Source organism: Pseudonocardia cypriaca (assembly GCF_006717045.1).
GTDB lineage: Bacteria > Actinomycetota > Actinomycetes > Mycobacteriales > Pseudonocardiaceae > Pseudonocardia > Pseudonocardia cypriaca.
Genome location: NZ_VFPH01000001.1, coordinates 2,941,738 through 2,955,880, shown reverse-complemented (window position 1 = coordinate 2,955,880; position 14,143 = coordinate 2,941,738). Strand labels below are relative to the sequence as shown.

Below are 14,143 nucleotides of genomic sequence, written 5' to 3'. Positions count from 1 at the left end.
AGATCTGCAGACCGAGTGACGCATTCGCATCCTCCACGGCTGTGCTGACGGGGAGCGGAACGCGCGGGCCGAGGTCGGGTGGCCCGGTGCGGGCCACGGCGACTCCGGTGTCGCGGTGAGGCCGACGTTACCGCCGGCAACGACCTCGGTGCAGCGCGTTCACGGGAACAGCGCAGTGGAACTCGACCGCACGGCCCGATTCGTTACGCCCAGTGCTCTATCCGTCGACAGTTGGTACAGCCGGGTGAAGATCGTCAGGCGCGGATGCGTTCGCCCGTCGGGTCGTAGAGCGGGCTCGCGGCCACGGTTGCACGCTCCCAGGCACCGTCCACCTGCACGAACAGCTCGGCTCCGTCCGGAGTGCCTGCCGGCAGGTAGGCGTAGGCGATGGAGCGGGCCACGGTGTACCCGTAGCCGCCGGAGGTCACCTGCCCCACCACCTCGCGGGCCAGGCGCACCGGTTCACCGCCGAGTGCCACGGCGCGCGGGTCGTCGAGCACGAGGCAACGCAGGCTGCGTTCCGGGCCGCGCTCGCGGGCCGCGAGCAGCGCCGTGCGCCCGGCGAACTCCCCCTCCCGGCGGACGGCGAAGGCGAGGCCGGCCTCGTCGGGTGTGGTCTCGGGGGTGATGTCGGCGCCCCACACCCGGTAGCCCTTCTCCAGCCGCAGGCTCTCGATCGCCCGGTAGCCGCACGGCCGGACGCCGGTCCCGGCGAGCGTCCGCCACAGGGCGGCGCCGTACTCCGTGGAGCAGTACAGCTCCCAGCCCAGCTCCCCCACGAACGTCACCCGCACGGCCCGCACGGGGATGTCCCCCACCGTCGTCTCCCGCATCGTGCCGAACGGGAAGTCTCCGTTCGCCAGCGACGCCGGGGTGAGCGGGGCGAGGAGGTCACGGGCCTGCGGGCCCCACAGCCCGAAGCACGCCTCCGCGCCCGTGACGTCGGCCAGCCGCACCGCCGCGCCCGTGAGCCTGGCCTGCCGGCGCAGCCACCCGAGGTCGTGGGTGCCGAACGCCGTGCCGGTGACCACGAGGAACTCGTCCTCGGCGAGCCGGGTGAGCGTGACGTCCATCTCGATGCCGCCGCGGTCGTTGAGCGCCTGGGTGTAGACCACGGCGCCCGGGGCCCGGTCCACCCGGCCGGCGAAGACGTGCGCGCAGAACGCCGCCGCGTCCGGGCCGCTGATCGAGATCTTCGCGAACGAGCTCTCGTCGAACAGGCCGGCCGCCTCGCGCACGGCGCGGTGCTCTGGCTCCACGCACGGCGACCAGTGCCGGCCCGCCCACCCGCGCGGCCGCAGGTCCTCGGACCCGGCTTCGGCGTAGTGGTTGACCCGCTCCCACCCGGCCTTCTCGCCGAACACCGCGCCGTGGGCGGCGTGCCAGGCGTACGCGGGCGACGTGCGCAGGGGGCGGCCTGCCGCCCGCTCGGCCGCCGGGTAGCGGATGTCGTAGTAGCTCTCGTAGTTCTCGACGGTGCGCGCGAGGGTGTAGCCGGGCGAGCGGTAGTGGCGGCCGAAACGGCGCACGTCCATGTGCCAGAGGTCCATGCCCGGGTCGCCGTCGATGATCCAGTCGGCCATCACCCGCCCGATCCCCCCGGCGCCCGCGATGCCGTGCGCGCAGAAGCCGGCGGCGACGAAGAAGCCCGCGACATCGGTCTCGCCGAGGCAGAACTCGTTGTCGGGGGTGAACGCCTCCGGCCCGTTGATCATCGTGACGATCCCGGTGTCGGCGAGCACGGGCACGCGGACCTGCGCGTTGTCGATGATCTCGGAGAACCGGTCCCAGTCCGGCGACAGCAGCTTGCCGTTGAAGTCGGCCGGCACGGCGTCGTAGGAGTGCGGGGTGGCGGTCCAGGGGGCGGACTGCCGCTCGTAGCCGCCCATGACGAGGCCGTCGACCTCCTGGCGGTAGTAGACGAGCAGGTCGGGGTCGCGCAGCGACGGCAACGGCCGGTCGGCGGGCATCGAACCGGCCGGCAACGGCGCGGTGACGACGTACTGGTGCGACATCGGCACCACGGGGATCCGGACCCCCGCGAGCCGCCCGATCTCGGCCGCGAACATCCCGCCGCAGTCGACCACGATCTCGCACTCGACGTCGCCCCGGTCCGTGCGCACCCCGCTGACCTGGCCTTTTTCCGTGTTGATCTCGATGACACGGGTTCGTTGTGCGATCGTGACCCCGTTGCCCCGGGCCAGCGCGGCGAGGGCGTAGCACAGGCGCGACGGGTCCACGTGACCGTCGGTCGGCGTGTACGCGGCGCCGAGCACGCCATCCGTGCTCATCAGCGGAAACAGCTCCTCGGCCGCGTCCGCGGAGATCAACTCGAGGGGTAGGCCGGACCGGGCCGCCCAGCCGGCCTGACGGCGGATCTCCTCCAGCCGCTCGGGCGAGGACGCGAGCCGCAGCGACCCCGACTCGACCCACCCGGGAGCGTGCTCACCACCGGCGGCCTCGAGCTTGCGGTAGAGCTCGGCCGAGTACACGTTCATCCTGGTCAGAGCCGGATCGGAGCGCAGCTGTCCGACCAGGCCCGCGGAGTGGAAGGTTGATCCACTCGTCAGCTCGGAGCGCTCGATCAACAGGACATCCCGCTCACCACGCTCCGCGAGGTGGTAGGCCACACTTGCGCCGCCCACCCCTCCACCGATGATCACGATGCGGGCACGGCCGGGCAACACGTCTGGCATGACCCGCACCTTACGGTCTAGACCGTATTTGACGCGACTTCTACCATCCCCCAGTGGAGTTGACCACGACCGTGCTCGCCTCGGACCTTGACGCGCTGCTCGACACGATTCCGTGCACCGCGCGACAGCCGCGCACCGTCGTCGATCTCCCTGGTGGGCTCACCAATCGCAACCTCAAGGTCACCAACGCGGACGGCACCTGCGTGGTGCGGATCCCGGCCGGTGGGAAGAGCCTGCTCGGCATCGACCGTGACGTCGAGCACGCCAACTCCGTGGCCGCCGCCGAGGCCGGCGTGGGGGCGCCGGTGCTGCACTACCGGGCCGGCGAGGGCCTGGCCGTCGGCTTCCTGCCCGGCCGGGCGCTCGGCAACGCCGACCTGCACCGCCCGGACGTACTGCACCGCGTCGCAGCCGCGTGCCGGCAGCTGCACTCGGGGCCCCGGTTCGTCAACGACTTCGACATGTTCGAGGTGCAGGCGCGCTACCGGCGGATCGTGGCCGAGCACGGCTTCCGGATCCCGGAGCGGTACGACGAGTTCGCTCCGGCGGTGGCCAGCATCCGCGAGGCGCTCGGGCCCCGCACCGACACGGTGCCCTGCAACAACGACCTCCTCGCCGAGAACCTCCTCGACGACGGCGAGCGCGTCCGCATCATCGACTACGAGTACTCGGGCAACAACGACCCGTGTTTCGAGCTGGGCAACATCTGGAGCGAGGCGACGCTGCCACTCCCCCTGCTCGACGAGCTCGTCACGGCCTACTACGGCCGGCCCCGCCCGCGACAGGTCGCGCGGGCGCGCCTGTTCGCCCTGATGTCCCAGTACGGCTGGACGCTCTGGGCGGCCATCCAGCACGGCTCCAGCCCCCTCGACTTCGACTTCTGGTCCTGGGGCATGGAGAAGTACGACCGCGCCGTCGCGGCGTTCGACGGACCCGACCTCGAGCACCTGCTCGTGGCGGCCTCCCAACCCGAATAACCCATATTCATCACCAAGGAGCCACGTGGCTGCCACCGAGAGTGCCGAGCGCACCGAAGACGAGGCGATCCTCCATCGCCTCGGCTACGCCCAGGTGCTTTACCGCGAGATGGGCGGGTTCTCGAACTTCGCCATCTCCTTCACGATCATCTCGATCCTCGCCGGATGTCTGACGTCGTACTACCTCGCCTTCAACAACGGTGGTCCGATCGCGATCACCTGGGGTTGGCTGCTCGTCGGCGCGTTCTGCGTGCTCGTGTCGATGGCGATGGGTGAGATCGCCTCGGCGATGCCGACGGCGGGTGCGCTGTACTTCTGGGCCTCCAAGCTCGGCGGGCCGGCGTGGGGCTGGTTCACCGGCTGGTTCAACCTCATCGGTCAGATCGCCGTGACCGCCGCCATCCAGTACGGCTCTGCACTCTTCGCAACGGCTCTGCTCAACCTGTGGTTCCCCGACGCCGTCGGCACCGACACCGGGGCCGTCTTCATCACCCTGACGGTGATCGTCGCGCTGCAGCTCGGGCTGAACCTGCTCAACGTCAACGTCCTGGCGCTGCTGAACACGGTCTCGGCGTGGTGGCACATGGTCGGCGTCATCGTGATCGTCGCCATCCTGATCGCCGTCCCGGACAACCACCAGTCCGCCGGGTTCGTGTTCGGCGAGGTCATCAACAACTCCGGCTTCTCCGACTCGGCGATCGTGTTCGTCTTCGGCCTCGGGCTGCTGATGGCGCAGTACACGATCACCGGCTACGACGCGTCCGCGCACATGAGCGAGGAGACCCGGCAGGCCTCGCGCGCGTCGGCGCTCGGCATGGTGATGTCCGTCGTCGTGTCCGTGGTGTTCGGGTTCATCCTGCTGGTCGCGGTCACGTTCGCGGTGCCGGACGTGCAGGGCACCCTCGACGCCGCCGGCAACGCCGTGGTCTACATCTGGACCGAGTCGCTCGGCGAGACGTGGGCCGAGTTCCTGCTGCTCATCGCCGTGATCGCCCAGCTGTTCTGCGGCACGGCGTCGGTGACGTCGGCATCGCGGATGATGTTCGCGTTCTCCCGCGACCGGGCGGTGCCGTTCTCGGGGCTGTGGCGCAAGGTCGCGGCCAACCGCGTGCCGGTCAACGCCGTCACCGCGATCTCGGTGCTCGCCTGGGCATTGATGCTCCCGACGCTGGCCAACGGCGTCGTCGGCTACGCCGTGGGCACCTCGATCGCGGTGATCGGCCTCTACATCGCGTTCGCCCTGCCGATCATCCTGCGGATCAAGGCGGGCGACCGGTTCGAGCGCGGCGCGTGGAGCCTCGGTAACCACTACAAGTGGATCGCCCCCGTCTCGGTGGCGTGGATCGCGCTCGTGTGCGTGCTCTTCCTCATGCCGCTCTCGCCCAAGGGCATCCCCGGTGCTGAGGACTTCAGCTGGGAGTCGGTGAACTACGCCCCGATCACCGTGTTCGGCGCGCTCATCCTGTTCGGCGGGTGGTACCTGCTGTCGGCCCGGAACTGGTTCACCGGGCCGGTGCGGGAGGCCGGGTCCGAGGAGGAGCTCAAGACGATCGAGGCGCAGCTGGACGCCGAGGCTCACCGGGACGCCCCGGGTGCCGCTGCAGCGACCGCAGGTGCGGGGGCCGCGGCAGGTGCGGTGGCCGTGGCCGAGAAGGTCGGGACGGACACCGAGACCGCCGACGACAAGGCCGACGACAAGGCCGACGACGCCGGTGACAAGGCCGACCCGGCCGACGACGAGGTCGTCAAGGCCGATGACGAGGTCGACGCGAAGGCCGATGCAGCGGAGGAGTCCGAGGTCGTGGCCACCGAGCCCGTGGCCACCGAGACCGTGGCAACGGAGCCGGTAGTCACGGAGCCGGTGGTGGCCGAGTCCGAGGCCGGGGAGACAGCGGCCGCGGAGAGCGACGCGACGGCCGACGTGGCGAAGGTCGACACCACGGATGGGGCGGAGGACACCGCCACCACGACCGAGACTGCGACCGAGACCCCGGACGCCGAGACGGCCGCTGAGACGGCGGAGACCCCGGCGATCGCGGACCCGGTCAGTGCGGACCCGGCGACTGCAGTCCCGGCCACCGCAGACCCGGCCACCGAGGAAACTGCCACCAAGGAGCCGGTCACCGGCACCGAGGCTGTCCAGGAGCCCGCGGCCGACGCGGGCACCGAGGCCGCGGTCGCGACCGAGCAGCCCCGCGAGGAGGAGGGTGGGACCGGCACGGCTGGGACCACCGCTGGGACCACCGCTGGGACCACCGCTGCCGCAGCGGGTGTCGTCACCGCGGGCGCCGCGACCGCTGCTGCTCCGGCGGTCACCGAGGAGCGGTCCGAGGTCACCGCCGACGAGGCCACGACCGCACCGGTCGTCGCCACCGACGCGGCGGCGCCCGGAGAGGCCGATGCTGACCTGCGGGCGCAGCTGAAGGAGGAGCTCAAGGCCGAGCTGAAGGCGGAGCTGCGTGCGGAGCTGCTCGACGAGCTCCGGCGCGAGGCCACCACCAACGGCACCGTGCCCGCGAGCGCCACCGGCACCGACGCCGGCGCCTCCGCGTAGAGGCGTAGAAAGGCGCACGACCGCTGTACGAACCGCACTCCCGACGGGCAACCTTCCGGCGGGAGTGCGGTTCGTCGTGAACCGCACCACCCGGAAGGACTCCCATGGCCCGCCCCGGCATGCTCACCCTCGAGCAGCTGCGCTCGTCCGTCGAGGACGGATCGATCGACACCGTTCTCGTCGCGTTCACCGACATGCAGGGCCGCCTGCAGGGCAAGCGGTGCGCCGCGCAGTACTTCCTGGACGAGGTCGCCCCGCACGCCGCGGAGGCGTGCAACTACCTGCTCGCGGTCGACGTCGAGATGAACACGGTCGGCGGCTACGCGATGTCGAGCTGGGAGCGCGGCTACGGCGACTTCGTGCTGGTGCCGGACATGAGCACGCTGCGTCTCGTGCCGTGGCACGAGGCCACGGCGCTCGTGCTGTGCGACGTGCAGTGGACCGACGGTGCGCCGGTGGTCGCGTCCCCGCGGCAGATCCTGCGCGCCCAGCTGGACCGGCTCGCGGCGCACGGGCTCACCGCCGATGTGGGCACCGAGCTGGAGTTCATGCTGTTCGCCGACTCGTTCGACTCGGCGTGGCGCAAGGGCTACCACGACCTGGAGCCGGCGAACCTCTACAACGTCGACTACTCGATGCTCGGCACCGCCCGGGTGGAGCCGCTGCTGCGGCGCATCCGCAACGGCATGACGGGCGCGGGGATGGTGGTCGAGTCGGCGAAGGGCGAGTGCAACCTCGGCCAGCACGAGATCGCGTTCCGCTACACCGACGCCCTCGCCACCTGCGACAACCACTCGATCTACAAGACGGGTGCCAAGGAGATCGCCGACCAGGCCGGCATGGCGCTGACCTTCATGGCGAAGTACGACCAGCGCGAGGGCAACTCCTGCCACATCCACATCTCCCTGCGGGGCGAGGACGGCCCGGTGTCGGCGGGCGAGGGCGAGCACGGCTTCTCGAAGCTGTTCGCGCACTTCGTCGCCGGGCAGCAGGCCTGCCTGCGCGAGCTCACCTACCTCTTCGCCCCGAACATCAACTCCTACAAGCGCTACGCAGAGGGCAGCTTCGCCCCCACCGCCGTGGAGTGGGGGCTGGACAACCGCACCTGCGCGCTGCGGGTGGTCGGGCACGGCCCGTCGCTGCGGGTGGAGAACCGGGTGCCGGGGGGCGACGTGAACCCCTACCTCGCGGTGGCCGCGCTGATCGCGGCCGGTCTGCACGGCATCGAGAACGAGCTGCCGCTCGCGCCGCCGTTCACGGGCAACGCCTACCAGTCGAGCGGCTCCCGGGTGCCCACGACGCTGCGCGAGGCGGCGGAGCTGTTCGCCGGGTCGAAGGTCGCGGAGACCGCTTTCGGCACCGAGGTGGTGGAGCACTACAGCAACGCGGCACGGGTCGAGCTGGCCGCGTTCGACGTGGCGGTCACCGACTGGGAGCGCAGGCGTGGTTTCGAACGGCTCTAGCCCGCGGCCGCTCGTCGGCATCACCGCGTACGGGGAGCGCGCCCGCTACGGGGTCTGGGACAACGCTGCCGTGCTGCTTCCGCGCACCTACCCGGACGTCGTGATCGCCGCGGGCGGGGTGCCGGTGCTGCTCCCGCCGGTCCTGGAGTCGGCGGCCGCCGTGGACCGCCTCGACGCCGTGGTGCTCGCGGGCGGTCCGGACGTCGGCCCGGACCGCTACGGAGCCAGCCCGCACCCGCGCACCGGCGAGCCGCGTCCGGAGCGGGACGCGGCCGAGCTCGCCGTGCTGCACCGCGCCCTCGAACGCGGGATCCCGGTGCTCGGCGTGTGCCGGGGCGCGCAGGTCCTCAACGTCGGGCTCGGCGGCACCCTCGTGCAGCACGTGCCCGACGCGGTGGGGCACTCGGGGCACAACCCCTCCCCCGGCGTGTTCGGCACGGTCGAGGTGGCCCTGGAGCCGGGCAGCCGGGTCGGGGCGGCCCTCGGCTCGACCGCGACCGTGCGCTGCCACCACCACCAGGCCCTCGACCGCCTGGCGGACGGCCTCGTGGTCACCGGGCGCGCGACCGACGGGCTCGTGGAGGCGGTCGAGCTGGCCGACGTCCCGTTCGTGGTCGGGGTGCAGTGGCACCCGGAGGAGGACGCCACCGACGTCCGCCTCATGGCGGCGTTGGTCACCGCAGCGGTTACGGTCTAGACCTCAGGATCTAGGCTCGCGGGCATGACGGAAAGGTTCTCCGGCCGCACAGCGGTCGTGACGGGTGGCGGCAGCGGCATCGGGCTCGCCACGGTGCGCCGCCTCGCCTCCGAGGGCGCGCGCGTGGTCGTCGCCGACATCGACCCGGGCCCCGGCAAGGCCGCCGCCGACGAGGTGGGCGGGCTCTTCGTGCAGACGGACGTCACCTCGGAGACGCAGGTGGAGGCGCTGTTCACCGCGGCCGTCGACGCCTACGGGAGCGTCGACGTCGCGTTCAACAACGCCGGCATCTCGCCGCCGGACGACGACTCCATCCTGGAGACCGGCCTCGACGCGTGGCGCCGGGTCCAGGAGGTCAACCTCACCTCGGTGTTCCTGTGCTGCAAGGCCGTGATCCCGCACATGCAGCGCCAGGGCCGCGGCGCGATCGTCAACACCGCGTCGTTCGTGGCGGTGATGGGTGCCGCGACCTCCCAGATCTCCTACACCGCCTCCAAGGGCGGGGTGCTCGCGATGACCAGGGAGCTGGGTGTGCAGTTCGCGCGCGAGGGCATCCGGGTCAACGCCCTGTGCCCCGGGCCGGTCGACACCCCGCTGCTGCAGGAGCTGTTCGCCGCCGACCCCGAGCGCGCCCAGCGCCGCATGGTGCACATCCCGATGGGCCGCTTCGCCCGTCCCGAGGAGATCGCCTCCACGGTCGCGTTCCTCGCCAGCGACGACGCCAGCTTCATCACCGCCTCCACCTTCCTCGTGGACGGTGGCATCTCCGGGGCCTACGTCACCCCGGTGTAGGGCGGGTCAGCTGTTCGCCGGCCCGCCAAGCCGGGCGAGGAGGGACTTCGGCGCCACCTGCCGGTAGGCGTCGGTGACGACCTCGCCGACCTCGTCCCAGTCGGGCCCGGTGTCGAGCCGCATCCCCACCCAGTCGCGCCCGCCGAACCGCGGCGCGAAGAAGCGATCCGGCGCGGCGGCCACCAGCTCCTGCCGCGCCCCCGGCGGGGCCGCCGCCCAGATCGCGACGTGCGGCAGGTCGAACTGCGGGTGCTCGTCGGGGTCGACGAACTTCACGAACGACCGCCTGCCGCGCACGAACCAGGTGGGCGCTGCGTGCGTGCGGCCTTCGGTCACCTCCGGCAGAGCCAGGCAGCGCCTGCGTACCCCGGCCAGCAGCAGCGGCGTGTCAGCCACCGTTCTGCAGCTTGTGCAGCATCGCCGGCAGCGGTTCGGCGTGCACCACGGCGAGCCGCTGGGTGGCGCGGGTGAGGGCGACGTACAGGTCGCCCCGCCCGCGCGGCGACTCGGCCAGCAGCTCGGCGGGCTCCACGACGATCACGGCGTCGAACTCGAGGCCCTTCGCCGCCGAGACCGGGAGCACCACCACCGGAGCGGTGAGGTCCACCGTGGCGCCGCCCGAACCGTCGGTGCCGTCGGCCCCCTCCGTCCGCTCGGTGTCGTCCGCACCGAGCAGCCGGACCCGCAGCTCGTCCAGGCGGCCCGTGGGCACGAGCACCGCCGTGCGGCCGTCGCCGACCGCGCCCGCCTCCTCGGCCAGCACCTTCGCCACGGTGTCCTCCAGGCTGCCCGCCGAGGCCGGCACGGCCCGCGGCGGCACCCCGGTGCTGCGGACCGAGCGCGGCGGCGCGAGGCCCGGTTCGATCGTGGCGAGCACGTCGTCGGCGACGTCGGCGATCTCGGACGGGGTGCGGTAGTTGACCGTGAGCTGCTCGAGGCGCCAGCGGCGCTCGACGAACGGCGCGAGCACCTCGTCCCACGAGCGGGCGCCCGCGAGGTCGCCGGTCTGCGCGATGTCGCCGACGATCGTCATCGACCGGCTCGGGCAGCGGCGCATCACCAGCCGCCACGCCATCGGCGAGAGCTCCTGCGCCTCGTCGACGATCACGTGGCCGTAGGTCCACTCGCGGTCGGCGGCCGCCCGCTCCGCCGTGGAGTCGTAGCGGCGCGTCGCCTGCCGCTCGGCGAGCCGGTCGGCGTCGATGACGTCGGTGGCGCGCAGCAGCTCCGGGTCGAGGTCCTCCTCGAGGTCGAGGACGTCGAGGACGCCCTGGGCGTAGAGCACCTCCTCGCGCAGCGCGGCCGCCTCGCGGGCCGCCGCCTCCGAGCCGTCGTCGCCGAGCAGCTCGGCGGCCTCGTCGAGCAGCGGGACGTCGGCCGGGGTCCAGCGCTGGTCGGCCGGCACGTCGTCGGCGGAGGCCGGCCGGTGGAGCAGGTCGCGGTCGCCGGCGGGCAGCCTGCGCGCCACCGAGTTCAACCGCTTGCGGTCGGCGAACAGGTCGGTGAGCAGCTGCTCGGCCGACAGCGTCGGCCACAGCGCGTCCAGCTCGCGGGCGAGCTCGCGGCTCTCGGTGAGCTCGTCGCGGATGTCGGCCAGGTCGCCCGCGTCGAGCAGGTCGCGCCGTCCCGGGCTCGTCAGGGTGCGCGCCACCTGCTCGGCGAGCAGCCGCACGGCCTCCTTGCGGAAGATCCGCCTTGCCTCGTTGTGCGGCTTGCGGGAGCGGCGGGCGCGGGTGCGGGCGGCGTGGGCGACATCGCGGTCGAGCCGTACCGGCTGGCCCTCCACGACCAGCTCGACGGGCCGGCGGGGAACCTGCTGGCGGTCGCGGACGGCGGCCGCGACGACCGCCGCCATCTCCGCCCGCCCCTTCACGGCCGCGGTGACGGCGGGCTCCGAGCGGCGCGCGTCGAGACCCGGGTGCAGCTGCCCGACGGTGCCGAGCACCACGCTGGTCTCGCCGAGCGATGGCAGCACCTGCCCGATGTAGGACAGGAAGGTGGGGTTGGGCCCCACCACGAGCACGCCGCGGCGGGCCAGCCGGTCGCGATGGGTGTAGAGCAGGTACGCGGCCCGGTGCAGGGCCACCGCGGTCTTGCCGGTGCCCGGGCCGCCCTGCACGACCAGCACCCCCGACGGCTTCGAGCGGATGATGGCGTCCTGCTCGGCCTGGATCGTCGCCACGATGTCGGCCATCCGGCCGGTGCGGCGCGCGTCGACGGCGGCGAGCAGGGCGGCCTCGCTCGTGAGACCGCTGGACTGGGACGCCGCCGTGGCGTCGTCGAGGTCCAGCACCTCGTCGTCAACCGCGATGACGTCGCGGCGGCGGGTGCGCAGGTGCCGCCTGCGCCGGATGCCTTCGGGGGACGCCGCGGTGGCCGTGTAGAACGGGCGGGCCGCGGGCGCCCGCCAGTCCATCAGGAGCGGCTCGTACTCGTTGTCCTCGTCGAGCAGGCCCAGGCGGCCGATGTAGCGGCGCTCGCCGTCCTCGGCGTCGAGCCGGCCGAAGGCGAGACCGTGCTCGGCGGCCCGCAGCGCGGCGAGGCGGTCGGTGTACATGGCTGCCGCGGCGTCGCGCTCGGTGAGCGCCTGCGGCGTGCCGACCGTCTCGTCGTGCAGCACGTTCGACAGCCGCCGGGCCGTCTCGGCCCGCCGCGCGTCGAGGCGTTCGTACAGCATGTGGACGTAGGCCCGCTCGTGCTCGATCCCGTCCTCGAGCCGGCCGGGGAGCTGGTTCGGGATGCGGGCGTCCGGCACCGCGGGGGACGTGCTTTTCGACACCGGCAGATCACCTTCGCGGGCGTGACGTACGACAGGGCGACTTACGAACGTACCAGCGGCCGGGTTTCTGGTCGGCAGGCCGCGGGTAGGTCTTCGCGTGCACCTCCCGGTCTTCCCGTGCGATCAGGGCGTGCGGACGAGCGAGCGAGTCGTCGACACGGCGTCCCCGCCCCGTCCAGCTCGCGAGCGCGCCTGCGAGGCCGCTCGATGAGCGACACGTCCCGGGACTCGGACTACGGCCACCTCGCACCGCTGTTCGAGGAGTTCGCGGCCCTGCCACCGGACCACCCCGAGCGGCCTGCGCTGCGGGCCAAGCTCGTCACCGGGTACCTGCCCGTCGTGCAGCACATCGCGCGCCGGTTCGCGGGCCGCGGGGAACCGGTCGACGACCTCGAGCAGGCCGGCACCGTCGGGCTGCTCAACGCCGTGGACCGGTTCGAGCCCGCTCGGGGCATCGACTTCCTCTCCTACGCGGTGCCCACCATCACCGGCGAGATCCGCAGGCACTTCCGCGACCGGACGTGGTCGATGCGCGTGCCGAGGCGGCTCAAGGACCTGCAGAGCACGATCAACAGCGCGATCGGCCCCCTGTCCCAGGAGCTGGGGCGCGCGCCGCGGCCCAGCGAGATCGCCGCGCGGCTCGGCCTGCCCACCGAGGACGTCGTGGAGGGCATCGACGCCCAGCAGGCCTACCGCAGCAGCTCCCTCGACGAGCTGGTGGCAGGCGCCGACACACCCCTCACCGACACCCTCGGCGACGTGGACGTGGAGCTGGACAAGGTCGAGTACCGCGAGACCCTCGCGCCGCTGCTCGACGAGCTCCCAGAGCGGGAACGCACGATCCTGCTGCTGCGCTTCTTCGGCAACCTCACGCAGACCCAGATCGCCGACCGGGTCGGTATCTCGCAGATGCACGTGTCCCGCCTGCTGTCGCAGACGGTCGCGCAGCTGCGACGGAGGATGACGGAGGACGGATAGGTGCCGATCTGCCGGGTATGTCTGCGGCATGACCACCAACGTTGTGCAGACCGTCGACGTGGACGTGCCCGTCACCACGGCCTACAACCAGTGGACTCAGTTCGAGTCGTTCCCGAAGTTCATGGAGGGCGTCGAGCGCATCGACCAGGTGACCCCCACCCGCACGCACTGGGTCACGAAGATCGCCGGCGTGGAGCGCGAGTTCGACGCCGAGATCACCGAGCAGCACCCCGACGAGCGGGTGGCCTGGCGGACCGTGGACGGCCCCAGCCAGTCCGGTGTCGTCACGTTCCACCGCCTCGACGACAGGCACACCCGCGTGACCCTGCAGATGGACCACGAGCCCGAGGGCCTCACCGAGAAGGCGGGCGAGGCGCTCGGCATCATCGAACGCCGCGTGAAGGGCGACCTGGCGAACTTCAAGGAGTTCATCGAGTCCCGCGGCCGCGAGGAGGGCGGCTGGCGCGGCGACGTCGGGCGCAGCCCCCAGACGCCCCCGTCCGGTTCCACCGGTTCCACCGATCTCCCGGGCAACCTGCCCGGCTGACTCACGCCGACGTCGGTTCGCGGGTCGTCGCCCGATCTCCGGGCGGCGGCCCGCCGTCGTCTTCCCCGCTGTCCTCGCCGTCGTTGTCGCCGCTGCCCTCGCCGTCGCCGCCGTGGAACGCCGTAGGCAGATGCGTGCGGCGCAGCAGCGGGATCGGCAGCACGAACCACAGCAGGCACAGCCCGAGGCAGACCACGACCGCACAGGAGATCGCGAACGACAGCCCGACGGCGACGTCGAGCACCAGCAGCACGCAGCCGGTGAGCGTGAGGGCGAGCGCGCCGAGGCCGAGCGTGAAGAGGCGGTGCCCGAGCTGCACCGTCTCCACCTTCAGCCCGCGGCGGAACGTCACGCGGTGCACGGCTGCCGGGGCGACGAGCAGGCCCGCCGTGAGCACCGAGCAGAGCAACGTGACCACGTAGGTCCAGCGTTGGATCTCGTCGATCGACCCGAAGCGCTCGGTGAACGAGAGCGTCAGCAGGAACGCGAAGAGGATCTGCACGCCCGTCTGCGCAACGCGCAGCTCCTGCAGCAGCTCGATCATGTTGCGGTCGGCGCGCTGCAGCGGACCCTCGCCACGCCCGTCGGCCCGGCTACCGGTGCCCGAGCGCCACTTCGTCATGGGGCATGACTACCCGAACGAGTGACGCACGACTCGGC

General features: G+C 72.2%; 11 protein-coding genes. 7 read left to right on the top strand and 4 right to left on the bottom strand.

The features are described 5' to 3' along the window. Positions 1-254: 254 nt before the first annotated feature. Positions 255-2,696 (bottom strand): GcvT family protein, encoded by a 2,442-nt coding sequence (locus tag FB388_RS14030; protein ID WP_170225600.1) that lies wholly within the window; start codon positions 2,694-2,696, stop codon positions 255-257. Between the two features lie 53 nt (positions 2,697-2,749). Between FB388_RS14030 and FB388_RS14025 the strand changes: the two genes are divergently transcribed. From FB388_RS14025 to FB388_RS14005, 5 genes are all read left to right on the top strand, one after another. Next, on the top strand, positions 2,750-3,673 hold the full coding sequence (locus FB388_RS14025; RefSeq protein WP_211361907.1) for a phosphotransferase: 924 nt from the start codon (positions 2,750-2,752) through the stop codon (positions 3,671-3,673). A 25-nt stretch (positions 3,674-3,698) separates the two neighbouring features. Further along, positions 3,699-6,227: an amino acid permease gene (locus FB388_RS41060; protein ID WP_342787898.1), complete on the top strand. Its 2,529-nt coding sequence runs from the start codon at positions 3,699-3,701 to the stop codon at positions 6,225-6,227. 119 nt (positions 6,228-6,346) lie between these two features. After that, complete coding sequence (locus tag FB388_RS14015; protein ID WP_425468560.1) at positions 6,347-7,690, top strand: glutamine synthetase family protein; 1,344 nt, start codon at positions 6,347-6,349, stop codon at positions 7,688-7,690. Continuing rightward, positions 7,671-8,387 carry a gamma-glutamyl-gamma-aminobutyrate hydrolase family protein gene (locus FB388_RS14010; protein WP_142101043.1) on the top strand — a complete coding sequence of 239 codons (717 nt, stop codon included), beginning with the start codon at positions 7,671-7,673 and terminating at the stop codon, positions 8,385-8,387. Before FB388_RS14015 ends, FB388_RS14010 begins: the two co-directional genes overlap by 20 nt. A 24-nt stretch (positions 8,388-8,411) precedes the next feature. Then, positions 8,412-9,179 (top strand): 3-oxoacyl-ACP reductase, encoded by a 768-nt coding sequence (locus FB388_RS14005; RefSeq protein ID WP_142101040.1) that lies wholly within the window; start codon positions 8,412-8,414, stop codon positions 9,177-9,179. Positions 9,180-9,185: 6 nt separating this feature from the next. On the opposite strand, the gene FB388_RS14000 is transcribed toward FB388_RS14005, so the two are convergent. Next, positions 9,186-9,575: an MmcQ/YjbR family DNA-binding protein gene (locus tag FB388_RS14000; RefSeq protein WP_142101038.1), complete on the bottom strand. Its 390-nt coding sequence runs from the start codon at positions 9,573-9,575 to the stop codon at positions 9,186-9,188. Beyond that, positions 9,568-11,856, bottom strand: coding sequence for a HelD family protein (locus tag FB388_RS13995; protein ID WP_142103062.1), 2,289 nt, complete (start codon positions 11,854-11,856; stop codon positions 9,568-9,570). Before FB388_RS13995 ends, FB388_RS14000 begins: the two co-directional genes overlap by 8 nt. Before the next feature lie 309 nt (positions 11,857-12,165). Here FB388_RS13995 and FB388_RS13990 point away from each other — a divergent pair, with 309 nt between their 5' ends. Together FB388_RS13990 and FB388_RS13985 are read left to right on the top strand one after the other, a co-directional pair. Then, a complete protein-coding gene (locus FB388_RS13990; RefSeq protein WP_142101035.1) occupies positions 12,166-12,936 on the top strand; it encodes an RNA polymerase sigma factor SigF in 771 nt (256 codons plus the stop codon). Between the two features lie 28 nt (positions 12,937-12,964). Beyond that, positions 12,965-13,483: an SRPBCC family protein gene (locus tag FB388_RS13985; RefSeq protein ID WP_142101032.1), complete on the top strand. Its 519-nt coding sequence runs from the start codon at positions 12,965-12,967 to the stop codon at positions 13,481-13,483. Between the two features lies 1 nt (position 13,484). Here FB388_RS13985 and FB388_RS13980 read toward each other — a convergent pair whose 3' ends face one another. Beyond that, entirely contained in the window at positions 13,485-14,105 is a 621-nt protein-coding gene (locus FB388_RS13980) for a DUF6328 family protein (RefSeq protein WP_211361906.1), read from the bottom strand. Between the last annotated feature and the right edge of the window lie 38 nt (positions 14,106-14,143).